23 protein-coding genes and 1 pseudogene are annotated in these 26,640 nt (G+C 74.4%); 10 read left to right on the top strand and 14 right to left on the bottom strand.

Annotated features, from left to right (window positions below; genetic code table 11):
• Window positions 1-13 precede the first annotated feature (13 nt).
• Complete coding sequence (locus ABZS80_RS20890) at window positions 14-343, bottom strand: hypothetical protein (RefSeq protein ID WP_151463449.1); 330 nt, start codon at window positions 341-343, stop codon at window positions 14-16.
• Window positions 344-673: 330 nt separating this feature from the next.
• Between ABZS80_RS20890 and ABZS80_RS20895 the strand changes: the two genes are divergently transcribed.
• The 4 genes from ABZS80_RS20895 to ABZS80_RS20910 all read left to right on the top strand — a co-directional run bounded on the left by ABZS80_RS20895 (window position 674) and on the right by ABZS80_RS20910 (window position 6,276).
• A complete protein-coding gene (locus tag ABZS80_RS20895; RefSeq protein ID WP_355058139.1) occupies window positions 674-1,165 on the top strand; it encodes a DUF3145 domain-containing protein in 492 nt (163 codons plus the stop codon).
• Window positions 1,166-1,190: 25 nt separating this feature from the next.
• The gene (locus ABZS80_RS20900) at window positions 1,191-2,921 is read left to right on the top strand and encodes a glycoside hydrolase family 3 protein (protein ID WP_355058141.1); all 1,731 of its coding nucleotides are present in this window, start codon (window positions 1,191-1,193) and stop codon (window positions 2,919-2,921) included.
• Window positions 2,922-3,016: 95 nt separating this feature from the next.
• Entirely contained in the window at window positions 3,017-4,003 is a 987-nt protein-coding gene (locus ABZS80_RS20905; protein ID WP_355058142.1) for a glycosyltransferase family 2 protein, read from the top strand.
• A complete protein-coding gene (locus ABZS80_RS20910) occupies window positions 4,000-6,276 on the top strand; it encodes a DUF2298 domain-containing protein (RefSeq protein WP_355058143.1) in 2,277 nt (758 codons plus the stop codon). Before ABZS80_RS20905 ends, ABZS80_RS20910 begins: the two co-directional genes overlap by 4 nt.
• Before the next feature lie 18 nt (window positions 6,277-6,294).
• On the opposite strand, the gene ABZS80_RS20915 is transcribed toward ABZS80_RS20910, so the two are convergent.
• The 6 genes and pseudogenes from ABZS80_RS20915 to ABZS80_RS20940 form a co-directional block, all read right to left on the bottom strand.
• Window positions 6,295-7,002: a class I SAM-dependent methyltransferase gene (locus ABZS80_RS20915; protein WP_355058145.1), complete on the bottom strand. Its 708-nt coding sequence runs from the start codon at window positions 7,000-7,002 to the stop codon at window positions 6,295-6,297.
• Window positions 7,003-7,226: 224 nt separating this feature from the next.
• Window positions 7,227-8,453: a beta-ketoacyl-ACP synthase II gene (gene fabF / locus ABZS80_RS20920; RefSeq protein ID WP_355058147.1), complete on the bottom strand. Its 1,227-nt coding sequence runs from the start codon at window positions 8,451-8,453 to the stop codon at window positions 7,227-7,229.
• A 2-nt stretch (window positions 8,454-8,455) separates the two neighbouring features.
• Entirely contained in the window at window positions 8,456-8,695 is a 240-nt protein-coding gene (locus ABZS80_RS20925; RefSeq protein WP_088972559.1) for an acyl carrier protein, read from the bottom strand.
• 86 nt (window positions 8,696-8,781) lie between these two features.
• Window positions 8,782-9,726, bottom strand: coding sequence for a beta-ketoacyl-ACP synthase III (locus tag ABZS80_RS20930; protein WP_151463457.1), 945 nt, complete (start codon window positions 9,724-9,726; stop codon window positions 8,782-8,784).
• A 64-nt stretch (window positions 9,727-9,790) separates the two neighbouring features.
• A pseudogene (locus tag ABZS80_RS20935) lies at window positions 9,791-10,705 on the bottom strand (ACP S-malonyltransferase); the annotation flags it as partial.
• 78 nt (window positions 10,706-10,783) lie between these two features.
• The gene (locus ABZS80_RS20940) at window positions 10,784-12,049 is read right to left on the bottom strand and encodes a helix-turn-helix domain-containing protein (RefSeq protein ID WP_313718871.1); all 1,266 of its coding nucleotides are present in this window, start codon (window positions 12,047-12,049) and stop codon (window positions 10,784-10,786) included.
• A gap of 150 nt (window positions 12,050-12,199) precedes the next feature.
• Between ABZS80_RS20940 and ABZS80_RS20945 the strand changes: the two genes are divergently transcribed.
• Complete coding sequence (locus ABZS80_RS20945) at window positions 12,200-12,745, top strand: orotate phosphoribosyltransferase (RefSeq protein ID WP_355058150.1); 546 nt, start codon at window positions 12,200-12,202, stop codon at window positions 12,743-12,745.
• Between the two features lie 2 nt (window positions 12,746-12,747).
• Here ABZS80_RS20945 and ABZS80_RS20950 read toward each other — a convergent pair whose 3' ends face one another.
• Window positions 12,748-13,608, bottom strand: coding sequence for a septum formation family protein (locus tag ABZS80_RS20950; protein ID WP_355058152.1), 861 nt, complete (start codon window positions 13,606-13,608; stop codon window positions 12,748-12,750).
• Window positions 13,609-13,789: 181 nt separating this feature from the next.
• Here ABZS80_RS20950 and ABZS80_RS20955 point away from each other — a divergent pair, with 181 nt between their 5' ends.
• Both ABZS80_RS20955 and ABZS80_RS20960 read left to right on the top strand, forming a co-directional pair.
• Entirely contained in the window at window positions 13,790-14,122 is a 333-nt protein-coding gene (locus ABZS80_RS20955) for a hypothetical protein (RefSeq protein WP_151463461.1), read from the top strand.
• A gap of 36 nt (window positions 14,123-14,158) precedes the next feature.
• Window positions 14,159-15,085: an NADP-dependent oxidoreductase gene (locus ABZS80_RS20960; RefSeq protein ID WP_355058155.1), complete on the top strand. Its 927-nt coding sequence runs from the start codon at window positions 14,159-14,161 to the stop codon at window positions 15,083-15,085.
• 10 nt (window positions 15,086-15,095) lie between these two features.
• Here the strand turns inward: ABZS80_RS20960 and ABZS80_RS20965 are convergent, their stop codons facing one another.
• Complete coding sequence (locus ABZS80_RS20965; RefSeq protein WP_355058156.1) at window positions 15,096-15,758, bottom strand: hypothetical protein; 663 nt, start codon at window positions 15,756-15,758, stop codon at window positions 15,096-15,098.
• Window positions 15,759-15,980: 222 nt separating this feature from the next.
• On the opposite strand from ABZS80_RS20965, the gene ABZS80_RS20970 reads away from it, so the two are divergent.
• Window positions 15,981-16,577, top strand: coding sequence for a copper resistance CopC family protein (locus ABZS80_RS20970; protein ID WP_355058158.1), 597 nt, complete (start codon window positions 15,981-15,983; stop codon window positions 16,575-16,577).
• A gap of 57 nt (window positions 16,578-16,634) precedes the next feature.
• Here the strand turns inward: ABZS80_RS20970 and gltX are convergent, their stop codons facing one another.
• The 3 genes from gltX to ABZS80_RS20985 form a co-directional block, all read right to left on the bottom strand.
• Window positions 16,635-18,044, bottom strand: coding sequence for a glutamate--tRNA ligase (gene gltX / locus ABZS80_RS20975; protein ID WP_355058160.1), 1,410 nt, complete (start codon window positions 18,042-18,044; stop codon window positions 16,635-16,637).
• An 86-nt stretch (window positions 18,045-18,130) separates the two neighbouring features.
• Window positions 18,131-19,408 carry an MFS transporter gene (locus ABZS80_RS20980; protein WP_355058162.1) on the bottom strand — a complete coding sequence of 426 codons (1,278 nt, stop codon included), beginning with the start codon at window positions 19,406-19,408 and terminating at the stop codon, window positions 18,131-18,133.
• Complete coding sequence (locus ABZS80_RS20985; protein WP_355058164.1) at window positions 19,405-20,736, bottom strand: GH1 family beta-glucosidase; 1,332 nt, start codon at window positions 20,734-20,736, stop codon at window positions 19,405-19,407. Before ABZS80_RS20985 ends, ABZS80_RS20980 begins: the two co-directional genes overlap by 4 nt.
• A gap of 187 nt (window positions 20,737-20,923) precedes the next feature.
• Between ABZS80_RS20985 and ABZS80_RS20990 the strand changes: the two genes are divergently transcribed.
• Complete coding sequence (locus ABZS80_RS20990; RefSeq protein ID WP_091319671.1) at window positions 20,924-21,370, top strand: SRPBCC family protein; 447 nt, start codon at window positions 20,924-20,926, stop codon at window positions 21,368-21,370.
• 143 nt (window positions 21,371-21,513) lie between these two features.
• Here the strand turns inward: ABZS80_RS20990 and aceE are convergent, their stop codons facing one another.
• Window positions 21,514-24,258, bottom strand: coding sequence for a pyruvate dehydrogenase (acetyl-transferring), homodimeric type (gene aceE, locus ABZS80_RS20995; RefSeq protein WP_355058166.1), 2,745 nt, complete (start codon window positions 24,256-24,258; stop codon window positions 21,514-21,516).
• Window positions 24,259-24,458: 200 nt separating this feature from the next.
• Between aceE and ABZS80_RS21000 the strand changes: the two genes are divergently transcribed.
• Complete coding sequence (locus tag ABZS80_RS21000) at window positions 24,459-24,863, top strand: secondary thiamine-phosphate synthase enzyme YjbQ (RefSeq protein ID WP_355058168.1); 405 nt, start codon at window positions 24,459-24,461, stop codon at window positions 24,861-24,863.
• 58 nt (window positions 24,864-24,921) lie between these two features.
• Here ABZS80_RS21000 and ABZS80_RS21005 read toward each other — a convergent pair whose 3' ends face one another.
• Window positions 24,922-26,574, bottom strand: a complete 1,653-nt coding sequence (locus tag ABZS80_RS21005; RefSeq protein ID WP_355058170.1) for an alkaline phosphatase D family protein — start codon at window positions 26,572-26,574, stop codon at window positions 24,922-24,924.
• Between the last annotated feature and the right edge of the window lie 66 nt (window positions 26,575-26,640).

A 26,640-nucleotide genomic window follows, 5' to 3' on the forward strand; every position in this document is an offset into this window, starting at 1 on the left:
CGGGTGAGGGCGCTCAGCCCTCGAAGACGCCGGCCTCGACGAGACGCTTCTCGGTCTTGTCCCAGCCGTGGTCCGGGTGGGTGGCGGCGAGAGCGTTGATCTCGGCGCGGACCTTGGCGGCGTGGCCGGCGGCGGCCAGCACGCGGATCTCCTCGACGAAGGCCTCGGAGTCGGTGCGCAGGTGCGCGGTCTTGCCGTTGGTCAGGTTGCGCACGTAGGCGTGCTTGCCGCCGTTGAGCGGGATGAGGTACTTGAACTCGCCCAGCACGCTGAGGGCGCCACCCTGGCCAGCCTGGCCGGCCCGGACTGACGCGCGCGCGGTCTTAGAGGTGTTGCTCGCCACGGAGGTACTCCTTGCAGACGTACGGGAGGACGGAAACCGTCCGGGGGCTGTATGTGCGGTTGACGCCCGGGGTGAGCGTCAGCCCGCGAAGACGTGCGGCGGCACAGAACCGCCCAGAGAACTGTACACGACCCCGACGCCTGGCTGGTCGTCGTGCCGTCAGGGAGCACAACCAGGTCAGCCTCCCGGGTATTTCCCGGTCACCGGCACCGGCGAATTTTCCGATTCGCTGGCGCACCATCCGTCACACAGGTCATCATGTGTTCCAGAGGCCACTCGGGTGGACGAGGTCGTAGGGGAAGACGCACCTCGGCTCACCGGGAGGTCACCGTGCCAACGCGTGGCGTCGTATACGTCCACTCGACCCCGCTCGCCGTGTGCTCGCACGTCGAGTGGGCGATCGCGCGCGTCCTCGCCGCGCCGGTCAACCTGCACTGGACGGCCCAGCCCGTCGATCCCGCGGCGCGGCGCGCCGAGTGCGGGTGGACCGGCAGCCCGGGGACGGGCGCCGAGCTGGCTGCTGCCCTCCGGCAGTGGCCCATGATCCGTTTCGAGGTCACCGAGGAGCCCAGCGCGGGGGTCGACGGCGAGCGCTTCATGTACGTCCCGGGACGCGGCCTGTTCCGCGCCACCGTCGGCGCGGCCGGTGACATCCAGCTCGGCGAGGACCGGCTGCGCAGCATCATGGCCGCCGCCCGGGCCCCGGAGGCGCTCGCGCACGCCCTGGACAAGGCGCTCGGCACCGCCTGGGACGCCGAACTGGAGCCCTACCGGTACGCCGGGGACGGCGCGCCGGTGACACTGCTCACCCGGGTGGGGTGACGGAAGGCCAAGTTGCCCCGATACGGTGGGTCGCGTGTCGATTTCCCCGCGTCGCACCTGCGTCGCGCTCGCCGCACTGACCGCGCTGCTCGTCTCCGGGTGCTCGGGTGAGCCCGAACGGCCCCGACCGACCCCGTCGAGCCCGGCGCCGGTCCCGTCGTCGGCCGCCCCCACCCCGACCGGCGCCGACCCGGCCGCCCGGGCGGCCGCCCTGGTGGCGACGCTCTCCGACGAGGATCTCGTCGGCCAGGTGCTGATGCCCTACGCGTACGGCAGCTCGGCCACGAAGGTGTCGCCCGGCTCGGCCGCCGGCAACCGCGCCCTGGCCGGGGTCGACACCCCCGCGGAGATGGTCGCGAAGTACCGCCTCGGCGGGCTGATCCTGGTCGGCTTCAGCGCCGACGACCCCACCTCGGGCAACCAGGCCACCACCAACGTCGACAACCCGAAGCAGGTTCGCGCGCTGACCGACGGGCTGCGGGCGGCCGCCGGCCGGCTGCCCGCCGGCCCCGCCCCCTTCCTGATCGGCACCGACCAGGAGTACGGCGTGGTCACCCGGATCACCGACGGGGTGACCCTGCTGCCCAGCCCGCTCGCCGCCGGCGCCGCCGGCAACCCGGCGCTGACCGAGGCCGCCTGGCGGGCCGCCGGCGCCGAGCTGGCCGCCATGGGCGTCAACCTGGACTTCGCGCCGGTCGCCGACGTGCTGGCCACCCGCAGCACGGTGATCGGCTCCCGCTCCTTCGGCGCCGACCCGGCGACCGCCTCCGCCCAGGTGGCCGGCGCGGTCCGCGGGTTGCAGGCCGAGGGGGTCGGCGCCGCCGTCAAGCATTTCCCCGGGCACGGGCTGACCGCCGCCGACTCGCACACCGACCTGCCGGTGGTCGGGCAGTCCCGCGCCGTGCTGGACCGCACCGCGTTCCCGCCGTTCCACGCCGGGATCGCCGCCGGCGCCATGGCGGTGATGTCCGCCCACCTGGACGTCAAGGCGGTCGACCCGGGCACCCCGGCCACCTTCTCCCGCAAGCTGCTCACCGACGTGCTCCGCGGCCAGCTCGGCTTCCAGGGCGTGGTGATCACCGACGGGATGAACATGGCGCCGGCCAAGAAGTGGTCGCCGGGGGAGGCCGCGGTCCGCGCGTTGAACGCCGGCAACGACCTCATCCTCATGACCCCGAACGTGGGCCAGGCCTACGACGGGCTGCGCGCCGCGCTCAAGGACGGCTCGCTGCCCCGGACCCGGCTCGTCGAGGCGGTCACCCGGGTGCTGACCATGAAGTTCAAGCTGGCCGACCGGCCGGCGCCGGCGCTGTCGACGCTGGACAGCGCCGCGCACCGCAAGGCCGCCGCCGACCTGGCCGCCGCCGCGGTGACCATGCTGCGCGGCCGGTGCGGCAGCCCCGTGGCCGGCCCGGTCACCGTCACCTCCTCGGGGGGCCGGGACGGCACCCGGGCCGCGCTGACCGCGGCGCTCACCGCCGCCGGGGTGAAGGTGGTGCCCACCGGCGGTACGGTCGTGCACCTGGTGGGGTACGGCGACGGGAGCAAGGACCTCCGCGCCGACGCGGACGTGACGGTGGCCATGGACACCCCGTACGTGCTGGCCGGGGCGAAGTCGCCGACCCTGCTGGCCACCTACTCGTCCACCCGGACGTCGATGACCGCGCTGGCCGCGGTGCTCGCCGGCAAGGCCCGCCCCACCGGCCACTCGCCGGTGAAGGTGTCCGGCCTGCCCGCCACCACCTGCGGCACCTGATCGGGGTGGGTGCCCGGCGACCGACCCGGTCCTGACCTGCCCGACTGGTAGCGTCGGCCCGGTCCGCCGCCAGGGAATCCGGGGGGTCGAGTGCCGTGACCGCGCCGCAGCCGGCCCTGTCCGTCGTGGTGCCGGTGTTCAACGAGGAGGCCGTCCTCCCGCTGCTCGCCGTCCGGCTGCGCGGCGTGCTCGACGGGCTGGGCGAGGCATACGAGGTGGTGGCCGTCGACGACGGCAGCACCGACGCCACCCCGGCGGCGCTGGCCGCGCTGCGGGTCGGCTGGCCCGAGCTGCGGGTCCTCCGGCTGCGCCGCAACAGCGGTCACCAGGCCGCCCTGCACGCCGGGCTGCTCCGGGCCCGGGGCGCGTACGTGGTCAGCATCGACGCCGACCTCCAGGACCCGCCCGAGGTGATCGTCGAGCTGCTGCGCCGGGCCCGCGCCGACGGCGTCGACGTGGTCTACGCCGTCCGGGCCGACCGCAGCCGGGACACCCGGTTCAAGCGGTGGAGCGCGGGCGGCTACTACCGCCTGGTCCGCCGGCTGGTCGGCGAGCAGGTCCCCGCCCAGGCCGGCGACTTCCGGCTGCTCAGCCGGGCCGTCGTGACGGCGCTGCGGGAGCTGCCCGAGCGCGGCCCGGTGCTCCGGCTGGTGGTGCCCTGGCTCGGCTTTCCCAGCGCCGAGGTGACCTACGAGCGGCAGGAACGCGCCGCCGGCCGGACGAAGTACCCGCTGTCCCGGATGGCCGGGCTCGCCGCCGAGAGCGTCACCAGCTTCTCCGCCGCCCCGCTGCGGGTGGCCACCTGGCTGGGCCTGGTCGGGGTGGCGGTCTGCGGGGTGCTGGTGGTGGCGGCGGTGCTGGCCTGGTTCGCCGGCGCCACGGTCAGCGGCTGGCCCTCGCTCTACGTGGCGATCCTCTTCCTCGGCGCCGTGCAACTGCTCTGCCTCGGCCTGCTCGGCGAGTACGTGGCCCGGATCTACACGGCCGTGCAGGGCCGGCCCGCGTACCTGGTGGCCGGCGACAGCGCCGCCGCCGGGCCGGCCCACCCGGACCCCGCCCAGCTGGCCGACAGCCTGCGGTGACCGCCGTCGCCACCGGCGCCGCCCCGGCGGCCGTCGACCCGCGCCGCCGTCCGGCCGCCCTGCGCTTCGCCCCGGCCGTCGCCGGGTACGCCGCCGTGGTCGCCACGCTGGTCGCCGCCGGCACCCCGGCCGGCGCGATCGCCCGCTGGACCGCGTACGCGGCGCTGGCCGTGCTGCTGCCCGGCACGCTGGTGTTCCGCGCGCTGCGCCGCCGGCCGCACACCCTGGTCGAGGACCTGGCCATGGGCGCCGCCGTCGGCCTGGTGCTGGAACTGGTCGCGTGGGCCGGGTTCACCGCGGTCGGGCTGCCCGGCTGGCTGCGGCTCTGGCCGCTCGCCGTGGTGGTGCCCTTCGCCGCCGTGCCGCGGCTGCGCCGGCACTGGTGGGTCCGCCACCCCACCGTCGTCCCGGCCGGGTGGGCCTGGTCGCTGGCGGGGGTGGTGGCCGGCTTCACCCTCTACCTGTACGCCTCGTTCCTCGCCGTCAACCCGGTGCTGCCCACCGACGAGGGGCAGGCCCAGTACCTCGACCTGGCCTTCCAGCTCTCCCTCGCCGGGGCGGCCACCCACCAGGTGCCGCCCGAGGTGCCGCAGGTCGCCGGGGAGCCGCTGCACTACCACTGGTTCGGTTTCGCGCACCTGGCCGCCACCAGCCTGGTCAGCGGGGTGGACCTGCCCACCGTGCTGTTCCGGCTCGCCGTGCCCGCGCTCTGCGCGCTCGCCGCCGTGCTGGTGGCCGTGGTCGGCTGGCGGATCACCGGCCGGCCGTACGCCGGGGTGGTGGCCGCCGCGCTGCTGTTCACGGTGGGCGAGTTCGGCTTCGAGAACGGCTGGCGGCAGCTCTTCGGCAGCCAGGCCACCTTCATCGTCTGGGGCAGCCCGTCGATGACGTACAGCTGGGTGTTGCTGCTGCCGCTGGTCGCCGCGCTCGGTGAGGTGGTCGGCCGGACCCGTGGGGTCACCGTGCCCGCGCTGGGCCGCGGCGCCTGGGCGCTCGCGGTCCTCTTCCTGGCCGCGTCGACCGGCGCGAAGGCCAGTTCGCTGCCGGTCGTGCTGGCCGCGCTCGGTCTGACCGCCGCGGTGACCCTGGTGGCCCGCCGCCGGCTGCCCCGGGGAGTGCTGGTCGCCGCCGGTCTGGCCCTGGCCGCGCAGGTGTTCGCCACCGCGGTGCTGTTCGCCTTCGAGAGCCACGGGGTGGTCCTGGACCCGTTCTCGGGCCTGCGCCCGTACGTGCCGACCGGCCAACCGGCGGGGATCACCGCGCTGTGGTGGGTGCTGGTCGCGGTGGCGTTCCTGCTCAACCTCCAGCTCCGGCTGGCCGGCGCGGCGGCCCTGCTCCGGCCGCGCCGCCGCCGGATCGAGCCGGTGCAGGTGTTCCTCCTCGGCGGCGCGCTCGCCGGCCCGGCGATCTACCTGCTCGTCGGGCATCCGGGCAGCAGCAACCAGTACTTCACCCGGACCGGGTTCGCCTTCGGGGTGCTGCTCTCCGCGTGGGGCTGGGTCGAGGTGGCCGACCGGGCCGCCCTCCCCGCCCGGGGCCGGTGGCTGCTCGGTGCCGGAACGGCCGGGTTCGCCGTGCTGCTCACCGCGGTGCAGCTCCACTCCGCGACCAGCTCGCCGGCCGTCCCCGCGTACGCCCCGGTGCTGCCGCTGCTCCGCTGGGCCGCCGTGCTGGCCGTGCCCGCGGTGCTGGTGTTCCTGTGCTGGCCCGCGCTGGTGGGGCGCTGGCCGGGCCTGGCCGGTCGGGGCGGGCGCGTGCTGCTCACCGCCGTGCTGACCGCCGGGGCGCCGGGGCTGGTGCTGGACGCCGCCGCGACCCGGGACTACCCGAACGGCGGGGCGTATCCGGTGGTGGCGATGCCCGCCTCCCGGGTCGAGGCGGCCCGCTGGGTGCGGGCGCACAGCGCGCCGGGCGACGTGCTCGCCACCAACGCGCACTGCCGGGAGGTGGTGGACGGGTGGTGCGACGCCCGGTCGTTCTGGCTCAGCGGCTACGCCGAGCGGTCGGTGCTGGTCGAGGGGTGGGCCTTCGCGCCCCGGATGGTCGGCCGGCCCGACGGCCCGTACGCGCCGTTCTGGGACGCCGGCCGGCAACGCGCCAACGACGCGGCCTTCACCGCCCCCACGGCCGCCGGCCTGGCCGCCCTGCGCGACCGGTACGGGGTGCGCTGGCTGGTGGTGGACCGGCAGGCCGGCACCGAGGCGCCGGCCCTGCGGACGCTGGCCGACCTGCGCTTCGAGAACTCCCGGGCGGCCGTCTACCGGCTGCGCTGACCCGTCACCGCCGGACGGTCAGGCCGGACGGTGGGCGCGCAGCATCAGCGAGACCCCGGGCAGCGCCCGCACCGGCAGGTGGCGCTCGGCCGTGACGACCGTGCGCAACCCCAGGTTGACCAGCGGATGCGGCGCGTCCAGGTCGCTGCCGGTGGACCGGCGCCGCCGCCAGGCCGCGACGGGGCGGAGCAGCACGTTCCAGCTCCACAGCTCGTCGACCACCAGACCGGCCTTCTCCACCACGGCCCGAAGCCCGGCGCGGTCGTAGCGCCGCACGTGCCCGACCGCCAAGTCGTGCGCGGACCAGAGCCGCATGTCGGCCGGCACCGCGATGAGGGCCGTCCCGCCGGGGCGCAGCGCCCGCCGGATCTCGGCGGCCGCGAGATGGTCCTCGTCGACGTGCTCCAGGATGTCGAAGGCGACGACCAGGCCCAGGCCGGCCGAGGGGACCGGCAGGTGCCGGGCGTCGGCCCGGATGACGTCCAGGCCCCGGGCCCGGGCCACCCCGGCGCCCTCGGCGCTGTATTCCAGGGCGACGGGCCGCCAGCCGTGCGCCCGCAGCACCCGGGTGTTCCCACCGCCGGCCGCGCCGATGTCCAGCGCCCGCCCCGGGCGGGTGCCCGCCGCCAGCCGGCGCAGCGCCCGGCCCAGCAGGACGCGCCGCTCCCGGTACCACCAGTGGGTGTCCTCCAGCGCGGCGAGCTTGCGGATCTCGGTCGCTTCCACGGGTGGTGCTCCTCGACGGCTCGACGGTCCTCACCGTAACGGCCCCGACGGTCCGGGACCGGGCCGCCGGCTAATCCGGGTGCGGCCGGGCGCGGGCGCTGGCACGGTGGCGCCGATGGGAGAGCAACGAGCGGACCGCGCGGCAGCATCCCCGCAACCGGGGCTGAGACGCGCTCGGGGCCCGCGTCCGGTGCGGACGCGGGCCCCGAGCGGGCAAGCCGTGCTCAGGCCCGGGTGAAGACCAGGGCCACGTTGTGCCCGCCGAAGCCGAACGCGTTGTTCAGCGCCGCGGGGATCTCCAGGTGGCGCGCCTTGTGCGCGGCCACCTCCAGGGTGAGGCCCTCGTCCGGGTCGTCCAGGTTGATCGTCGGCGGCACGACGCCGTCCCGGATGGCCAGGATGGTGGCGATCGACTCCAGCGCGCCGGCCGCGCCGAGCAGGTGCCCGGTCATCGACTTGGTGGCCGACAGCAGCACGTGGTCGCCCACCGCCTTGTGCAGCGCGCCGATCTCCAGCATGTCGCCGACCGGGGTGGAGGTGGCGTGCGCGTTCACGTGCCGGATGTCCGTCTTCGCGACGTCCGCGTCCGCGACCGCCTTGGCGATGGCCCGGATGGCGCCCTCGCCCTCGGCGTGCGGCTGCACGATGTCGTACGCGTCCGAGGTGATCCCGGCGCCGGCGAGGCGCGCGTAGACCCGGGCGCCGCGGGCGGCGGCGTGGTCGGCGCGCTCCAGGACCAGCACGCCCGCGCCCTCACCGAGGACGAAGCCGTCGCGGCCCTTGTCCCACGGGCGGGACGCCTTCTCCGGCTCGTCGTTGCGGGTCGACATGGCCCGCATCGAGCTGAACCCGGCGATCGGCAGCGCGTGGATGACCGCCTCGGTGCCTCCGGCCACCACCACGTCGGCCCGGCCGGCGCGGATGATGTCCAGCCCCAGCGCGATCGCCTCCGCGCCGGTCGCGCAGGCGCTGGCCACCGAGTGCACGCCGGCCTTGGCACCGAGTTCCAGCCCGACCCACGCGGCCGGACCGTTCGGCATCAGCATCGGGATGGTGTGCGGGGAGACCCGCCGCGGGCCGGACGCCTCCAGGATGTCGTCCTGGGCGAGCAGGGTGGTGGCGCCGCCGATGCCGGAGCCGACGCTGACCGCCAGCCGCTCCGGGTCGAGCCCGGAGTCGGCCAGGCCGGCGTCCGCCCAGGCCTGCTGCGCCGCCACGATGGCGATCGCCTCGGACCGGTCCAGCCGGCGCAGCTTGACCCGGTCCAGCACCGTCGACGGTTCGACGGCGAGCTGCGCGGCGATCCGGACGGGCAGTTGCGCGGCCCACTCCTGGGTGAGCGCACTCACCCCGGAGCGGCCGGCGAGCATGGCGTCCCAGGTCGACGCGACGTCCCCGCCGAGCGGGGTCGTCGCGCCGAGCCCGGTGACGACGACGTCGGGACGACTCATGATCAGGACTGCGCCGCGATGTAGCTGACGGCGTCGCCCACGGTCTTGAGGTTCTGCACCTCGTTGTCCGGGATCTTGACGCCGAACTTCTCCTCGGCCGCCACCACGACCTCCACCATGGAGAGCGAGTCGACGTCGAGGTCGTCGGTGAAGGACTTCCCCTCGGCCACGTCGTCCGGGTTCACCCCGGCAACCTCTTCGAGGATCTCGGCGAGGCCGGCGGTGATCTCGTCACGGGTCATTGCGGTTGGTTCCTCTCATCGGGGGTTCACTCGACGGCCGGCGACGCCGGCCGTCACTCCTCGGCGCTCGCGCCCGAGGAGGGTCTTCAGGGGCAGCGGACGACCTGACCGGCGTAGGTCAGGCCGCCGCCGAAGCCGAACAGCAGCACCGGGGCCCCGGCGGGCACCTCGCGCCGCTCGACCATCTTCGACAGGGCCAGCGGCACGCTCGCCGCCGACGTGTTTCCGGACTCGACGATGTCCTTCGCGATGATCGCGTTCGGGATGTCCAGCCGCTTGACGATGCCGTCGATGATCCGGGCGTTGGCCTGGTGCGGCACGAACGCGGCCAGCTCCGACGGGGCCACCCCGGCCTTCTCGCAGGCCTGGAGCGCGAGCGGGGCCAGCGCCGTGGTGGCCCAGCGGAAGACGGCCTGCCCCTCCTGCGCGATGTACGGCCGCCAGCCCTCGATCCGGACCGCGTCGCTCTTCTCCGGCACCGAACCCCACACCACCGGACCCACCCCGGCCGGCTCGCCCTCGGCGGTTGCCGTGACCACGGCCGCGCCCGCGCCGTCGCCGAAGATGATGCAGGTCGACCGGTCGGTCCAGTCGGTGAAGTCGGACAGCTTCTCGGCGCCGATGACGATCGCGTTGCGCGCCGCACCGGCCCGGATGGCGTGGTCCACCGTGCCCAGCGCGTACGCGAAGCCGGAGCAGGCGGTGTTGATGTCGTACGCGCCCGGCGCGCTGATGCCCAGCTTGGCCGCGACCCGGCAGGCCACGTTCGGGCTGCGGTCGACCGAGGTGCAGGTGGCGACAACGACGAGGTCGATGTCGGCGGCGGTGAGGCCCGAGTTGGCCAGCGCCTTGCCGGCGGCGGCGGCGGCCATGTCGGCCACCGTCTCGTCCCCGGCGATCCGGCGGGTGACGATGCCGACCCGGTCCCGGATCCACTCGTCGTTGGTGTCGACCATCTGGGCGAGGTCGTCGTTGGTGACCACGCGGGAGGGCTGGTAGTGCCCCATCGCGACGATCCGGCTGCCGGCCATCAGTGGATACCTTCCGTTAGCGACTGCGGGACCCGCAGGATCGGCTCGTTTTCCGGGCTCATGCGCTGTGCCGGGCGATCAGGTCCCGCGCGGCGGGCAGGTCGTCGGGGGTGTTGAGGGTGACGATCTCGGGGGCTCCCTCGCCCTTGAGCTCCCGCTTGACGAGGCCGGCCAGGGTGCCGGCCGGTGGCAGCTCGACGACGCCGGTGACGCCGAGGTCGGCCATCGTGCGCATGCACAGGTCCCAGCGGACCGGGGCGGTGACCTGGCGGACCAGCCGCCGCACCAGCTCCGGGCCTTGCTCGACCGCGGTGCCGTCCAGGTTGGAGAGCAGGGTCCGGGCCGGGTCGGCGGGGGTGATGCCGGCGGCCACCTCGGCCAGCGCGGCCTCGGCCGGGGCCATGTACGGCGTGTGGAAGGCGCCGGCCACCTTGAGCGTGATGACCCGGGCCCGGGCCGGCGGTTCGGCGGCGAGCTTCTCCAGCCCGGCCAGCGCGCCGGCGGCCACGATCTGGCCGGCGCCGTTGCGGTTGGCCGGGTGCAGCCCGTGCCCGGCCAGGGCGGCGAGCACCTCGTCGGGGTCGCCGCCGAGCACGGCGGCCATCCCGGTCGGCTCCAACGCGCAGGCGGCGGCCATCTCGCGGCCGCGTACGCCCGCCAGGCTCACGGCCGCCTCGGCGGTCAGCACCCCGGCCAGGGCCGCGGCGCCCAGCTCGCCGACGCTGTGGCCGGCGACCAGCCCGACGTCCTGCATGGGGAGGTGCTCGGCGGCGAGCAGCGCGGCGGCGACGAGCAGCGGCTGGGTGCGGGCGGTGTCCTTGATCTCGTCCGCGTCCGCCCGGGTGCCCAGGTGGAGCAGGTCGACCCCGGCCAGCGCCGACCAGGAGCCCAGGCGCGCCTCCGCGCCGGGCAGGTCGAGCCAGGGGGTCAGGAAACCGGGCTTCTGCGAACCCTGTCCGGGTGAGAGTACGGCGAGCACGCCTACGACTCTGACGGATACTCGCGGGTCGCGCTGTAACGCACGGCACCAAACCGCACTAGAAGGTTTGGAGGATGTCTACAAAGATCGGCGCCGATCATCACCCGTCTGCGGCGTTTTGCCGGCTCCTGGGCTCATTGTCTGGCTCGGGACCGGTGCGACGCCCGGTACCACCGGGTCGAGCCGGCCGACCGTCAGCGCCACCTGCAGGGTGAACGCGTCGCGCGGCGTGAGGGGCGAGAAGCCGGCCACCTCGGCGACCCGCTTGAGCCGGTACCGCACCGTGTTCGGGTGCACGAAGAGCGCCCGGGCGGCGCTCTCCAGCGTGCCGCCGGCGGCGAAGAAGGCGTCCAGCGTCTCCAGCAACTCGCCGCCGGCGCGGGCGAGCGGGGCGTACACGTCGTGGCGCAGCCGGCGGCGGGCCTCGGCGTCCCCGGCCAGGGCCCGCTCGGGCAGCAGGTCGGCGGCGGAGACCGGGCGGGGCGCGGTCGGCCAGGCCGGCGCGGCCCGGAAGCCGGCCAGCGCGGCGCGCGCCGAGTCGGTGGCCTCGTCCAGGCTGGGCACGGCCGGGCCGACCACCACGGGGCCCTCCCCGAACGCGGTGAGCAGCTTCTCCGTGGCGGCCACCGGGTCGGCCGCCCCGCCCAGCACGATGACCAGCCGGTCGCCGTGCACGCCGCCGATCACCTCGACCCCGATCCGCCGGGCCTGCCGGTAGACGGTGTGCAGCACGGCGGCCACCTCGCCGCCGGGGGAGCGGCCCACCGCCACCGCCACCGGCGGCGCGTCCGACCAGCCCAGCGCCGCCGCCCGGCTGGCCAGCACGTCCGGCGAGTCGCCGCGCAGCAGCGCGTCCACCAGCAACGCCTGCAACCGGGCGTCCCAGGAGCCGCGGGTCTCGGCGGCGCGGGCGTAGACCCGGGCGGCGGCGAAGGCGATCTCCCGGGAGAAGCGCAGCACCGCCTCCCGCAGCAACTGCTCCTCGCCCTTCACGGCGAGGTGCGACACCTGCTCCTCGACCACCTCGATGGTCACCTTGATGAGCGCCACGGTCTGCTGGAGGGTGATCGAGCGCGCGAGGGCCTGCGGCGCCGCGGCGAAGACCTCGTCCGACACCTCCTGCGTGCTGTCGGTCGCGCCACCGCCCTGGTGCAGCCACTGCACCAGCGACCGGACGCCGGCCTGGGCGACCAGCATGACCCAGGAGCGCTGGTCGGCCGGCAGCTCCCGGAACCAGGGCAGCGTCTCGTCCATCCGCGCCACGCTGGCCGTCGACAGCGCGCCCGCCGCCCGCTCGATGCGGCGCAGCGTCGCCGACAGCTCGGTCCCGCCCGGTTCGCTCACGGCGTCCCCTTGGCTCGCGGCTGCGGGGCTCGCAACCCCGGCTCACTCCTCGCGCTCACGGCACCAGCCTGACACGCCCTGACCAGCGGCTCCACTCCGAGGCCCGCCCGCCGGCCGGGCACCGCCGGCCGACGGTGACAATGATCTCCCGTGACCGACACCCCCCGCGCCCTCGCCGACCTCGCCCGCGACATCGACGCCACCTGCCGGCTCACCGGCCGGTTCGTGCTCCGCTCCGGCCGGATCGCCGGCGAGTACTTCGACAAGTACCGCTTCGAGGCCGATCCCGTCCTGCTGGACCGGGTCGCCGCCGGCCTGGCCGGGCTGGTCCCGCCCGGCACCGAGGTGCTGGCCGGCCTGGAACTGGGCGGCATCCCGGTGGTCACCGCGCTGGCCCGGCACGTCGGGCTGCCCTGCGCCTTCGTCCGCAAGACCGCCAAGGCGTACGGCACCGCCCGGCTGGCCGAGGGCGCGGACGTCGCCGGGCGGCGGGTGCTGGTGGTCGAGGACGTGGTGACCTCGGGCGGCCAGGTGGTGATCTCCACGGGCCAGCTCCGGGAGCTGGGCGCCACCGTCGCGCACGCGCTCTGCGTGATCGACCGGGGCGAGGGCGGCACGGAGGCGCTCGCCGGGCACGGCATCGCGCTGCGCGCCCTGCTCACCCGCGCCGACCTGGACGCGGCCCGCCGGCCGTAGGGTCAGCGGCGTGGCGGCAGGCCGCGGACCCCGGCACCGGCCAGCGACCGGGCCAGTGGCCTGCCGTCGGTGTGCAGCAGGCACCGCACCGACGTCTCCCCGGCGGCCCGGTCCTCGTCCCTCGGCGGCAGGGTGAGCGGCAGCAGGCGGCGGCGCACCTCCGCGTCGTCGGCGAGGCCGACGTGCCGCGCGATCACCTCGTAGCAGCCGTTCATCATCCGGTCGCTCCGGATGTCCGCGCCGTACGGCACCTGGTCGGCCCGCCAGATCCCGGCGAACTCCGTCCGGTGCGGGCCCGTGCAGGAGGCCGGGGGCAGGGCCGTCAGCTCGTCGTCCCGGCCGAAGGCGGCGTTGTAGCAGCCGTGGCGCAACGGGGAGGACGGCGACCGCAGTGCGCCCCGGAGGCTGTTCGCCCGGGGCGACGGCTCGTAGAGGTCGAGTGCCACGATCTCCACCAGGTCGCAGCGGTACCAGCGCTCGGCCGCCGCCCAGCCGTCCGCCGTGGGCAGCACCAGCCGGAGCGACAGCCGCCCGAGCGGCCAGCGGTCGCCGAGGAACTCCCGCGCCGCCGTGTCGCACGAGTGGTAGGCGCGCAGCGCCGTGTCCGAGCCGGTCGCCGGCCGATCGTCGGAGTCGGCGTCGGCCCCGGCGAAGCGGCCCACCAGGAACGTCTCGGCCTCGTGCCGCTCCGTGCAGCCGACCGGCCGGTACGCCGCGCCGTCGGCGTTGTCGCCCGGCGCCAGATGGCAGACCCCGGCCTGCGGCACGAACCCGGAGGCGGTTCCGCCGGTCAGCAGGCCGCACCCGGCGACCGGACCCGCGGCGAGCGCCAGGAGCAGCGCGACGACCTTCCGGAGACCCATCCCCACCCCTTCCGCGCCCGGACCGGGCGGAAGCGTACGACAGGCGCGGGCCCGCCGCCGCCCCGCCGGACGATCTCCACGGGTACGCGCCGAACAGCCCGTCGGGCCCGGCCAGTACGGTGTCAGGGCACGTCGGGGTGACGACCGCCCGACGGGCGAGGGCGAACGTGAGGAGACCGGGATGGCGCAGGGGGAGGCCGAGCACGGCTGCGCCCAGGGTGAGCCCTGCCGGCCGGGCCACCACGACCAGCCGGCGCCCGCCAAGCACCCGCGCCGGACGGGCCTGACCCATCCGGAGCCGGCCGCCGGCTGGGCGCCCGAGCGCGCGGACGACGAGCCGCCGGTGCCCCGCCAGCGGGCCGCCGAGCCGGCGCCCCCGGCCGGTCCCGAGGCCGAGCCGGCACAGGGCTGCCGCAGCGACCTGCCCGGCTGGGCGGGCGCCCATCGGCACGGCGCGGTCCGGCCGCGCAGCCGCACGGCCCGCCGGGAGAGGCCCCCGCGCCGCTGGTGCTGACCCCGCGGCCGCCGTCCAGCGGCTAGCGTGGGCTGCGTGAAGGCGATCGCGATCGACGCGTACGGCCCGGTCGACCAGCTCGCCCTGCGCGAGCTGCCCACCCCGCCGGTGGGGCCGGACACGGTCCTCGTCCGGGTGCGCACCGCCGGGGTGAACCCGGTCGACGGGAAGATCCGGGAGGGCCACCTGGCCGCCGCGATGCCGACCCACTTCCCGCTGGTGCCGGGCTGGGACGCCGCCGGGGTGGTCGAGGCCGTCGGGCCGGCGGTGGCCGGTTTCACCGTCGGTGACGAGGTGATCGGTTACGTCCGGCGCGACGACGTGCAGCACGGCACGTACGCGGAGCTGGTCCCGGCCCCGGAGCGGTGCCTGGCCGACAAGCCGGTGCAGGCGTCCTGGGTCGAGGCGGGTGGGCTGCCGCTGGCCGGGCTCACCGCGTACCAGGCGTTGCAGCTGGCCCGCACCGGCGCGGGTGACACGGTGCTGGTGCACGGCGCCTCCGGTGGGGTGGGGCACCTGGCGGTGCAGCTGGCCCGGGCGCTCGGCGCCGGCCGGGTGATCGGCACGGCGAGCGAGGCCAACCACGAATTCGTCCGGTCGCTGGGCGCCGAGCCGGTCGGCTACGGCGACGGCCTGCTGGACCGGGTCCGCGCGGTCGCGCCCGACGGGGTGGACGTGGCGCTGGACCTGTTCGGCGGCGACGCGCTGGATGTCTCCGCCGAGCTGCTGACCCGGCCGGCGCGGCTGATCTCCACGGCGGACCCGGAGCACGTCACCCGACTGGGCGGCAGCTACGTCTTCGTGAAGCCCTCGACGGTCGACCTGAGCGTGCTGGCCGGGCTGGTCGACGCCGGTCGGCTCGCCGTGCACGTGGCCCGGACGTTCCCGCTGGCCGAGGCGGCCGAGGCGCAGCGCCTGGTGGCGGAGGGGCACGTCCGGGGCAAGGTCGTGCTGGAGGTCTGAGCCCTCGGGGTCAGCGGGTGCGGCGGCGCACCAGCAGCGCGATGCCGGCCAGCCCGCCGGTGATGACCACCATGACCCCGACGTTGAGCAGCAGCAGCCGCTGGAGTTCGCCGAGCGCCGCGTCGATGTCCTGCACCGGGTCGAGGGCCTCCTCCGGGATGACCCGCTCGCCGCCGCCGATGCCGCCGCTGAGCGTGTCGAACTGCCGCTCCAGCGGCACTCCCGCGGTGCGCAGCGTCTCGGACATGTTGAGCCGGCCGAAGAACCAGCCGGCCCGGGTCTTGCTCAGGTCGGGCTGCTTGGCCGGCCGGTAGACCCGGGGGCCGCCCTTGGCGAGCGGGTAGAGGTCGTAGGTCTTCGTGGGCGTGCCGGCGACGAGCAGCACGACCGTGTACTTGGGACCGAGGTCCTTGGCGGCCGGGCCGCGCTGCTGGCCGCTGGCGCCCAGCCACTTGACCTGGTCGACGACCATGTTCACCTCGGCGGGCCGGGTGTCGGCGCGCAGTTGCAGCGGCTGGTCGAGCCGGTGGCCGGTGATGTCCACTCCGGCCGGTGCGAGCTTGGGTTTGGGCGCCGCCTGCGCGGGGGTCGCGCCGACGAGGGCCAGCGAGCACGCGGTCGCCACCACCATCCCGGCCACGGCCGCCAGCAGCCGCCTCACCTTCCGGACCATCGCCGCCTCCTCGCCCCGTTCGATGGGTGGCTTCCGCTGCAGGTCGCGCTGGGTCGGCCGAGGGGTGGTCGCCGGGCGCGGACCGGCGTCCACCTCAAAGACTCCGCAGAACGGCGCTAGGTTGCACTCGCTGGAAGAGTATTTGGAACTATGTGCGATCTGCGACCGACCAACAGAGCGGCCGATGATCAGCGGCCGGATCGTACCCGGATGGAGGAGCTCATGGGGGGCAGGGTCGCCCGTACGGCGCGAGGCTGGTCGGTGGTGCTCGGGGTGGTGGCCGGGGTGTCGGTGCTGCTGCCGGCCGCGCCGGCGGCCGCGCACAACTCGCTGACCGGCAGCGACCCGAAGAACGGGGCGCGGGTGGCCACCGCGCCGAAGCGGATCGAGCTCAGGTTCCTCGCCTCGCCGGCGCCGGCCACGACGAAGATCACAGTCACTGGGCCGGACAACGTGCCGGCCGCCGGTGGCGCATCGACGTTCGCCGGCAAGCGGGTGAGTGTGCCGTTCACCCCGGGCGCGGCCGGCCTCTACATCGTGGCCTACCGGGTCGGCTCGGCCGACGGCCACCCGATCAGCGGGGAGGTCCGCTTCACCCTCACCACCGGCACGGCCGCCGCCCCGCCGTCGGCCACCGCCACCCCGACCAGCGCCGGCCCGAGCACCCCGCCCACGACCTCCGCGGTGAGCCCGACGCCGGCCGCCGACGAGGCGGAGGACGACGGGGGCACGGGGTGGCTGTGGGCGACCGGCGCGGCCGTGGTGCTGGTCGCGCTGGGCGGCGGCCTGCTGCTGCGCCGCCGGTCGACCCGGGGCTGAGCCCGCGTACGCGAAAGGGGCCCGCCGGACGACCGGCGGGCCCCTGGCGATCCGGGGTCAGAACAGGCGCACCCGGGCGGCCCGCAGCCGGGTCAGGGTGCGGTCGCGGCCGAGCACCTCCAGCGACTCGAACAGCGGCAGGCCCACGGTGCGGCCGGTGACCGCGACGCGGACCGGGGCCTGGGCCTTGCCCAGCTTCAGGCCGCGCTCCGCGCCGACCGCCTCCAGGGTGGACTTCAGGGACTCGGCGTCCCAGGACTCCAGCGCCTCGAACGCGGCGATCGCCGCGTCCAGCAGGTCGGCCGCGCCCTCCTTCATGGCCTTGGCCCAGGCCCCCTCGTCGATCAGGGGGTCGGCCAGGAAGAGGAAGTCGACGTTCGGCACGATCTCGCTGAGCACCGCGATCCGGGTCTGCGCCAACGGGGCCACCGCGGCGAACGCGGCGGGGTCGAACTCCGCCGGCTGCCACGGCGGCGGGGCGATCGTGTCGGTGCCGGTCAGCCAGGACTGGCAGGAGGCGATGAACTCCTCGACCGGCAGCGCCCGGATGTAGTCGCCGTTGAACGCGCGCAGCTTCTTCTCGTCGAAGAACGCCGGGGAGGGGTTCACCTCCGCCAGCCGGAACTCCTCCTCGATCACCGACCAGGGCACGATCTCCCGGTCGCCGGAGGGGGCCCAGCCGAGCAGCATGAGGTAGTTGCGCATGGCCGCGGCGAGGTAGCCCTCGTCCCGGTACGCCTCCAGGGCGACCTTGTCGCGCCGCTTCGAGAGCTTCTGCCGCTTCTCGTTGACCACCACCGGCACGTGCGCCCAGACCGGCGGCTTGACCCCGAGCGCGTCCCAGAGCAACTGCTGCTTCGGCGTGTTGGGCAGGTGCTCCTCGGCCCGGATCACGTGGGTGATCCCCATGGTCATGTCGTCGACGACGTTGGCCAGCAGGAAGACCGGCGAGCCGTCGCCCCGGGCGATGACGAAGTCCTCGATCAGCTTGTTCTCGAAGGTCGGCTCGCCGCGGATCAGGTCGACCACCACGGTCTCGCCCTCGTCCGGGGTGCGGAACCGCAGCGCCCGGCCCTCGCCCGGCGGCAGGCCGCGGTCGCGGCAGAAGCCGTCGTAGCCCTGGTACTGCGAGCCGGTGCGCGCCTGCACGTCCTCGCGGGTGCAGTCGCAGTAGTACGCCCGGCCGCCCTCGTGGAGCCGCTGCGCGGCGGCCCGGTGCTCACCGGCGTACGAGGACTGGAAGTACGGGCCCTCGTAGCTGCCCCGCGCGATGCCGATCCAGTCGAGCGCGGAGAGGATGCCCTCGGTCCACTCGGGCTTGTTGCGGGCCGCGTCGGTGTCCTCGATGCGGAGCACGAACACCCCGCCCTGCTGCTTGGCGTAGATCCAGTTCTGCAGGGCCGAGCGGGCGCCGCCGACGTGGAACATTCCGGTCGGGGAGGGGGCGAAGCGTACACGTACCGTCACGTCCCCAGCCTACGGCGGCCCGCGAGCGGATAAGGAAGGGCCCCTTCTTAACGCCTCGTGGGGGTAAGGGGGCCCTTCCTAACACGTCAGGGCACTGAGCGGATCTTGACGACCAGGGCGCTGCCGACCAGGGTGACCGCCGCCGTCACCGCGTAGAGGGTGGGGTAGCCGCCCAGGTGGACCACGATCGGGGCGGAGAGCGCCGGGCCGAGCACCTGCGGCGCCGAGTTGGCGATGTTGATCACGCCGAGGTCCTTGGCCCGGTCGGTGGCGGCCGGCAGCACCTGGGTGATCAGCGCGGCGTCGACCGCCAGGTAGACCCCGTAGCCGGCGCCGAGCAGCAGCGCGGCGACGATCGCCATGGGCCAGGTCGGGGCCACCGCGAGGAGCGTGGCCGCCACCGCCATGATCAGCCCGGAGACGATCACGAACACCTTGCGCCGGCCGGAGCGGTCGGAGAGCCGCCCGGCCACCACGGCGGTGAGCATCATGCCGAGCGTGTAGAGCAGGATCAGCACCAGCAGGCTGCCCTCGGGGTCGGTCACCCGCACCCCGTCGGTGAGGAAGTAGAGCAGGTAGAGCGTGCCCAGCGCGTTGCCGGTCTGCACCAGGAACCGGGTGAACCAGGCCCAGGCGAAGTCGGGGTGCCGGCGCGGGCTGATCCACATCGAGGCGAGCAGCGTGCGCGGCCGCAGCGGCGACCGGTGTTCCCGGGGCAGCGGGTCGTCCTGGGTGAGCAGCGCGAACGGCAGGGACAGCAGCAGCACCGCGAGCGCGATGGCGGCGTACCCGGCGGCGTTGCCGGTGACCACGGCGGTGACCAGCACCGCGCCGACCACCAGGCCGAGCGCCTGCGGGATGCCCACCCAGCCGGAGACGCCGCCGCGCTGCGCCACCGGCACCCGGTCCGGGATGGCGGCGGTCAGGCTGGCCAGCATGGCGTTGAAGCAGACCTGGGCGGCGACCCAGGCCACCGCCACCCCGGCGATGCTGTCCTGCCGGGCCAGCGCCACCAGGAAGAGCGCGCCGGCCACCGCGCCCGTGGCGGTCCAGACGTGCCGGCGGCCGAAATGCCGGTTCGCCAGGCGCAGCGAGGTCCGGTCGGACAGCGCCCCGGCGAGCGGGTTCGCCAGCACCGCGGCGAGCGCGCCGAGGCCGGTCACCACCGCCAGCATGGCCTCCTTGTCGCCCGGCGCGATGCGCTCCACCTGCTGCGGCAGCAGCACCTGGATCGGGGTGAAGAAGGCCATCCAGACGCCCAGGTTGGCCGCGAAGATCAGCGCGATCCAGCTCCGCCGCACCGGCACGGTGGGCTCGGCGAGCGCCGCCGGCAGCGAGGCCGGCGTCGGGTTGACGGTGGTCATCGGCGGACCAGGTCCCGGAACCAGGCGTACGACGACTTCGGGGTGCGCCGCTGGGTGGCGTAGTCGACGTGCACCAGGCCGAACCGCTTGGTGAAGCCCTCGGCCCACTCCCAGTTGTCCAGCAGCGACCAGACGAAGTACCCGGTGACCGGCACCCCGGCGGTCATCGCCTCGTGCACCGCCCGCAGGTGCCCGTCCAGGTACGCGATCCGGTCCTGGTCGGCCACCCGGCCGTCGGCGTCCGGCACGTCGTCGTACGCGCAGCCGCTCTCGGTGACCTGGATCGGCGGCAGCGCGTCGCCGTAGCGCCGGTGGAGCTGGACGAGCAGTTCGCGCAGCCCGTCCGGGACCACCGGCCAGTCGAAGGCGGTCCGCGGGTAACCCTCCAGCGGCACCATCTCGAACGGCAGCGGCGAGTCCTCGTCGCTGGGCGCGCGGATGCCGGTCGGGTTGTAGTAGTTGACGCCGAGCACGTCGATCGGTGCGGCGATCACGTCGAGGTCCCCGGCCCGGACCACGGCCGGGTCGAAGCCCGGCTCCTCGGGATAGCCGAGGCCGAGCAGCGGGTCGGTGAAGAGCCGGTTGTGCAGCGCGTCGTACGCCGCCCCGGCGGCCCGGTCGGCGTCGGTGTCCCCGGCCAGCCGCACCGGCGAGTAGTTGTTGGCGATGGCCACCGGGCTGGTGCTGCGGGCGCGCAGCGCGGACACCGCGAGGCCGTGCCCGAGGAGCTGGTGGTGGGCCACCGGGAAGGCGTCGAAGAGCAGCACCAGGCCCGGGGCGTGCGCGCCCGTGCCGTGCCCGAGGCTCATGTGGACGAACGGCTCGTTGAGGGTGATCCAGAGCTTCACCCGGTCGCCGAGGCGGGCGGCGACCAGGTCGGCGTACTCGGCGAAGCGGTGGGCGGTGTCCCGGTTCAGCCAGCCGCCGGCGTCCTCCAGGGCCTGCGGCAGGTCCCAGTGGAAGAGGGTGGCGACCGGGTCCACGCCGGCGGCGAGCAGGGCGTCCACCAGCCGGTCGTAGAAGTCCAGCCCGGCCGCGTTGCCCGGGCCCGTGCCGGTGGGTTGCACCCGGGGCCAGGCGATGGAGAACCGGTACGCCGACACCCCCAGCCGGGCCAGCAGCCCGACGTCCTCGGCGTACCGGTGGTAGTGGTCGCACGCCTCGTCGCCGGTGCTGCCGTCGACGATCCGCCCCGGGGAGTGGGCGAAGGTGTCCCAGATGGACGGCCCGCGGCCGCCGGCGGTGACCGCCCCCTCGATCTGGTACGCGGACGTGGACACCCCCCACCGGAAGCCGGCGGGGAACTCGGGCATCGGCGCGCTCGTCATTCGCCCTCCCAGAAACGCGAAGCGTGCTCGCGACTCTAGGGCCCGGGCGGTCGCCGCGCCATAGGCCCGCAAAGGCAGGCAGGGCAAGGGTTTTCGGCGTGTCTTTTCCGAACCCGTCCGCTTAAGTCCGATTTACACATAGAGTGCCGAATATCGCGGATGTGTTTTAAGTGGGGGAAAGATAGACATGATCCTCGTCGAGCGCAGTGCGCACGTGGTGGCGCCGGTGGAAGCGGTCTGGGACGTCGTGCAGCGGGCCGAGCAGTTGCCGGCCTGGCTGGCGGGGGTCCGCGCGGCCGAGGTCCTTTCGGGGGAGGGGTTCGGCCGGCGACAACTGGTCCAGGCCGGCCGCGGCGCGGCGCACGAGGCCGAGGTGATCGCCTACCAGGAGCCGACCCTGATCGGGTGGCGCGAACGGGCCCGGGGCGCCGGCGCCCGCGCCGAGGCGCGCACCGAGATCTACGTCCAGCTGACCCCGGACGAGGAGGAGGGCGGGACGGTCGTGCGGCTCATCGTCGTGCGGTGGCCCGCCGGGCCCGTCAAGGCCGCCCTGCTCCGGCTCGGCCTGCGCAGGGTGGGCGCCGATCTGGAGGACTCGCTGGCCCGGCTGACCGACCTGGCCGCCGTCGGCTGACCGAGCCTGTCCCGGCGTCGCCCGCGATGGTGATGGTCCGGCGTCCCCGCCAGGGACGCCGGGCCATCGTCGCCTCGGCCGCCGCGCACCGGACATGACGAAGGGCCCGGCGCGGGAGCGCCGGGCCCTTCGTGCGGGACAGGTCAGCTGTCGCCGCCGGTCTCCCCGACCGGGGCGGCGTTGACGTCGTCCAGCGCGTACTTCTTGGCGGCCTCGGCCGGCACGTGCGCCGGCACCGCGCCGCGCAGGGCGAGCTGGCGCAGCGTCGCGACGGCCACCGACTCGGCGTCCACGTGGAAGTGGCGGCGCAGCGCGTGCCGCGTGTCCGACATGCCGAAGCCGTCGGTGCCGAGCGAGGTGTAGTCACCCGGCACCCAGCGGGCGATCAGGTCCGGCACCGCGCGCATCCAGTCGCTCACCGCGACCTTCGGGCCGTCGGCGTCGGCCAGCTTCCGCTGGATGTACGGCACCCGCTGCTCGCCGCCCGGGTTGAGCAGGTTGTGCTCCTCGCACTCCACCGCGTCCCGGCGCAGCTCGGTCCAGGAGGTCACCGACCAGACGTCGGCGGCCACGCCCCAGTCCTCGGCGAGCAGCTGCTGGGCCTTGAGCGCCCACTGCATGCCGGTGCCGGAGGCCAGGACGTTCGCCTTCGGCGCGTCCCCGTCGACCTGCGGGGCCGGCGAGTAGCGGTAGATGCCCTTGACGATGCCCTCGACGTCCACGCCCTGCGGCTCGGCCGGCTGGAAGATCGGCTCGTTGTAGACGGTGAGGTAGTAGAAGACGTTCTCCTGCGCCTCGCCGTACATCCGGTGCAGGCCGCTCTCCAGGATGTGCGCCATCTCGAAGGCGAACGCCGGGTCGTAGGCGACCACGGCCGGGTTGGTGGCGGCGATCAGCAGCGAGTGGCCGTCCTCGTGCTGGAGGCCCTCACCGTTGAGCGTCGTCCGGCCGGCCGTCGCGCCGAGCAGGAAGCCCCGCGCCATCTGGTCGGCCGCCGCCCAGAACTCGTCGGCGGTCCGCTGGAACCCGAACATCGAGTAGAAGATGTACATCGGGATCATCGGCTCGCCGTGGGTGGCGTAGGACGTGCCCGCCGCGGTGAACGAGGCGACCGAGCCGGCCTCGTTGATCCCCTCGTGCAGGATCTGGCCGGTGGTGGCCTCCTTGTACGACAGGAACAGCTCCCGGTCCACCGAGGTGTACCGCTGCCCGTGCGGCGAGTAGATCTTCGCCGTCGGGAAGAGCGAGTCCATGCCGAACGTGCGGGCCTCGTCCGGGATGATCGGCACCCAGCGCTTGCCGAACTCCTTGTCCTTCATCACGTCCTTGAGCAGGCGGACGAAGGCCATGGTGGTGGCCACCTTCTGCTTGCCCGAGCCGCGCTTGACGTCGGCGAACCGCTCCGGGCCCGGGATCTGCAGCGTCTTGTGGCTGGTCCGCCGCGAGGGCAGGTAACCGCCGAGCTGCTTGCGCCGCTCGTGCAGGTACTCGATCTCGTCGGACTTCTCGCCCGGGTGGAAGTACGGCGGGAGGTAGGGGTTCTCCTCCAGCTGCTTGTCCGGGATGTCCAGGTAGAGGCGGTCGCGGAAGAGCTTCAAATCCTCCAGCGTCAGCTTCTTCATCTGGTGGGTGGCGTTGCGGGCCTCGAAGTGCGAGCCCAGCGTCCAGCCCTTGATCGTCTTGGCCAGGATCACCGTCGGCTGGCCGGTGTGCTCCATGGCCGCCTTGTAGGCCGCGTAGAGCTTCCGGTAGTCGTGGCCACCCCGCTTGAGGTTCCAGATCTCGTCGTCGCTCAGGTGCTCGACCATCTTGCGGGTGCGCGGGTCGCGCCCGAAGAAGTGCTCCCGGACGTACGCCCCGGACTCGGCCTTGTAGGTCTGGTAGTCACCGTCGGGCGTGGTGTTCATGAGGTTGACCAGCGCGCCGTCGGTGTCCGCCGCGAGCAGCGGGTCCCACTCGCGGCCCCAGACCACCTTGATGACGTTCCAGCCGGCGCCCCGGAAGAACGCCTCCAGCTCCTGCATGACCTTGCCGTTGCCGCGGACGGGGCCGTCCAGCCGCTGCAGGTTGCAGTTGATCACGAAGGTGAGGTTGTCCAGCTCCTCGCGGGCGGCCACGCCGATCGCGCCGAGCGACTCCACCTCGTCCATCTCACCGTCGCCCAGGAACGCCCAGACGTGCTGCTGCGAGGTGTCCTTGATGCCGCGGTGGTGCAGGTAGCGGTTGAACCGGGCCTGGTAGATGGCGTTCAGCGGGCCGAGGCCCATCGACACCGTCGGGAACTCCCAGAAGTCCGGCATCAGCCGCGGGTGCGGGTACGACGGCAGGGCGCCACCCGGGTGCGACAGCTCCTGCCGGAAGCCGTCGAGCTGGTCGGCGCTGAGCCGGCCCTCCAGGAACGCCCGCGCGTACATGCCGGGGGAGGCGTGGCCCTGGTAGAAGATGTGGTCGCCGCCGCCCGGGTGGTCCTTGCCCCGGAAGAAGTGGTTGAAGCCCACCTCGTAGAGGGACGCGGAGCTGGCGAAGGTGGAGATGTGGCCACCCACGCCGATCTCCGGCCGCTGCGCCCGGTGCACCAGCATCGCGGCGTTCCACCGGATGTAGGCCCGGAGGCGCCGCTCGACGTGCTCGTCACCCGGGAACCACGGTTCGCGCTCCGGCGTGATGGTGTTGATGTAGTCGGTGGTGGTCAGGGACGGCACCCCGACCTGGCGCTCGCGGGCCCGCTCCAGCAGGCTCAGCATGACGTAGCGGGCGCGCTTGGTTCCGCGCTCGTCGATGACACCGTCAAGCGACTCGACCCATTCGCTGGTCTCTTCAGGGTCGATGTCCGGAAGCTGGCTCGGCAGACCAGCGGTGATCACCGGGCGCTTGCGTTCCGTAGCCACAGGCGTTCCCTCGGTTCTGTGTGGGATAGGTCTCTAGCGCCATCCTGCCCCCTGGTGGCGCTAGTCGTCACGTCTCCCTCCCCCAGACGCGACGCTGAACACAGGTACTCGCCGGTAACTTTGTGCGACGGCCGGGCTGTGCGAGGGCCCGCGGCGACACCGGCGGCGGTCGCGCGCCCGGCTGCGGCAGAATGCGCCGTATGCGCAGTGAGGTGATCACGGTCCGGACGGGGTCCCGGCCGACCGTCCGCGACATCACCAGCGAGGCCGAGCGGTTCGTCGCCGGCCAGGGGGACGGGCTGCTGCACGTCTTCGTGCCGCACGCCACCGCCGGCCTGGCGATCATCGAGACCGGCGCCGGCTCGGACGACGACCTGCTGCGGGCGCTCGACGACCTGCTCCCCACCGACGACCGCTGGCGGCACCGGCACGGCTCCCCCGGCCACGGCCGGGACCACGTGCTGCCCGCCTTCGTCCCTCCGTACGCCACCCTGCCGGTGCTCGGCGGGCGGCTCCAGCTCGGCACGTGGCAGTCGATCTGCCTGGTCGACACCAACGGCGACAACCCCGACCGCCAGGTCCGCTTCTCCTTCCTGCCCGGCTGAGGCCGACACCGGGAGGGGTGGCCGCCCGGACCGGGCGGCCACCCCGCTCACCAGCGGGTCAGGGACGGACGGTCTCCGACTCGACCGTCTGCCGGCCCAGGTCGGCCTCCGCCCCGGGCGTCAGGCTCCGGGCCGCGGCCGGTGGCCGGTCGTACGTCAGGTTCAAGCCCGGCACCCGGTCCTCGATGACGAAGGTGGCCCGGGTGTGGGCGGGCGCGTCCGGCCGGCTCACGTACGGCAGCACGTCGAAGTTCGCGGCGAGCTGCGCCGGGGTGATCGTGGTCCGGACGTAGCCGCGCAGGTTGTTCTGGAAGCGCAGGTGCGGGTTGAACCCCAGCCACGGGTGCGAGCCGCTTTCCGAGTCGGCGCCGTCCCCGCCGGAGGTGATCGAGGAGCAGACCAGCTCGCTGCCGACCGTGCGGGAGGTCGGGTCGGCGTAGTCCAGCTTGAGGTCGCTGGCCCAGTGCGCGTGCACGTCGCCGGTGAGGACCACCGGGTTGCGCACCCCGGCGGCCACCCAGCCGCGGGTGATCCGGTCCCGCGAGGCCACGTACCCGTCCCAGGCGTCCATGCTCGTCACCGTGAGCGGGCCGGAGTTGTTGTCCCGCTGGGCGAAGAAGACCTGCTGGCCGAGGATGTCCCAGCGGGCCTCGGACCGCCGGAACCCGTCCAGCAGCCACGCCTCCTGCGCGGCCCCGGTGATCGACCGGGCCGGGTCGTACGCCGCCGCGCAGTCCTTGTAGCCGTCGCCGCAGCCCTGGTCGTCCCGGTACTGCCGGGTGTCGAGCATGTGGAAGGTGGCCAGCCGGCCCCAGCGCACCCGACGGTAGAGCTGCATGTCGATGCCGCGCGGGATCGAGGTGCGGCGCAGCGGCATGTTCTCGTAGTACGCCTGGAACGCCGCCGCCCGGCGGGCCGGGAAGTCCGGGTCCGGCGCCTCGGGCACCTCGTCGGCCCAGTTGTTCTCGACCTCGTGGTCGTCGAAGACCACCACCCAGGGTGCGACCGCGTGCGCCGCCTGGAGGTCGGTGTCGGTCTTGTACTGGGCGTGCCGCTGCCGGTAGTTGGCCAGCGTCCGGGTCTCCGGCCCCTCGTGGTCACGCGGGTTGCCGCCCGGGACCGTGTAGGTGTCCGGCGCGTACTCGTACTGGTAGTCGCCGAGGTGCAGGATCAGCTCCGGCTCGGTCTCGGCCAGCCGGCGGTACGCGGTGAAGTAGCCGTGCTCGTATTGGGAGCAGGAGACGAAGCCCATCGCGAGGGCGGCCGGCAGGTGCCACGGCGCCGGCGCGGTGCGGGTCCGCCCGACCGGGGAGATCCACCGCTCGGCCCGGAACCGGTAGAAGTACTCCCGGCCGGGGAGCAGCCCGTCCAGCTCGACGTGCACGCTGTGCGCCGACTCCGGCCGGGCCGCCGCGGCGCCGCGACGGACCACGTGCCGGAAGTTCTCGTCGGCGGCCAGCTCCCAGTGCACCGGCACGACGCGGGACGGCATCCCGCCCAGGCCGTCCCCGGCGAGCGGTTCGGGGGCCAGCCGCGTCCACAGCACGAAGCCCTCGTGGTCCGGGTCGCCGGAGGCCACCCCGAGGGTGAACGGGTCGCGGCGCAGCGGGCCCGCCGCCGCCGCGCCGGCCGCCACGGGCAGCCCGGTCACCGCGCCGGCCGCGCCGAGCGCCGCGCCGCTGAGCAGGACGGTACGTCGGGACAGTGCCATCGTTTTCCTCCCCGGAGTCCGGTTTCTCGACTCCGGGCAGCCTCGCGACCGTCGATGTCCGCCAGG

Origin of the sequence: Micromonospora sp. NPDC005305 (assembly GCF_040607315.1) — a bacterium.
In the GTDB taxonomy this organism is placed as follows: domain Bacteria; phylum Actinomycetota; class Actinomycetes; order Mycobacteriales; family Micromonosporaceae; genus Micromonospora.

Bases quoted from the DNA above. Each gene is read 5' to 3' on its own strand.
- ABZS80_RS20985 (WP_355058164.1), bottom strand. From the start codon at position 20,736: ATGACGAGCGCGCCGATGCCCGAGTTCCCCGCCGGCTTCCGGTGGGGG.
- ABZS80_RS20965 (WP_355058156.1), bottom strand. From the start codon at position 15,758: ATGGTCCGGAAGGTGAGGCGGCTGCTGGCGGCCGTGGCCGGGATGGTG.
- ABZS80_RS20970 (WP_355058158.1), top strand. From the start codon at position 15,981: ATGGGGGGCAGGGTCGCCCGTACGGCGCGAGGCTGGTCGGTGGTGCTC.
- ABZS80_RS20990 (WP_091319671.1), top strand. From the start codon at position 20,924: ATGATCCTCGTCGAGCGCAGTGCGCACGTGGTGGCGCCGGTGGAAGCG.
- ABZS80_RS20925 (WP_088972559.1), bottom strand. From the start codon at position 8,695: ATGACCCGTGACGAGATCACCGCCGGCCTCGCCGAGATCCTCGAAGAG.
- ABZS80_RS20955 (WP_151463461.1), top strand. From the start codon at position 13,790: ATGGCGCAGGGGGAGGCCGAGCACGGCTGCGCCCAGGGTGAGCCCTGC.
- ABZS80_RS20950 (WP_355058152.1), bottom strand. From the start codon at position 13,608: ATGGGTCTCCGGAAGGTCGTCGCGCTGCTCCTGGCGCTCGCCGCGGGT.
- fabF (WP_355058147.1), bottom strand. From the start codon at position 8,453: ATGAGTCGTCCCGACGTCGTCGTCACCGGGCTCGGCGCGACGACCCCG.
- ABZS80_RS20930 (WP_151463457.1), bottom strand. From the start codon at position 9,726: ATGGCCGGCAGCCGGATCGTCGCGATGGGGCACTACCAGCCCTCCCGC.
- ABZS80_RS21005 (WP_355058170.1), bottom strand. From the start codon at position 26,574: ATGGCACTGTCCCGACGTACCGTCCTGCTCAGCGGCGCGGCGCTCGGC.
- ABZS80_RS20980 (WP_355058162.1), bottom strand. From the start codon at position 19,408: ATGACCACCGTCAACCCGACGCCGGCCTCGCTGCCGGCGGCGCTCGCC.
- ABZS80_RS21000 (WP_355058168.1), top strand. From the start codon at position 24,459: ATGCGCAGTGAGGTGATCACGGTCCGGACGGGGTCCCGGCCGACCGTC.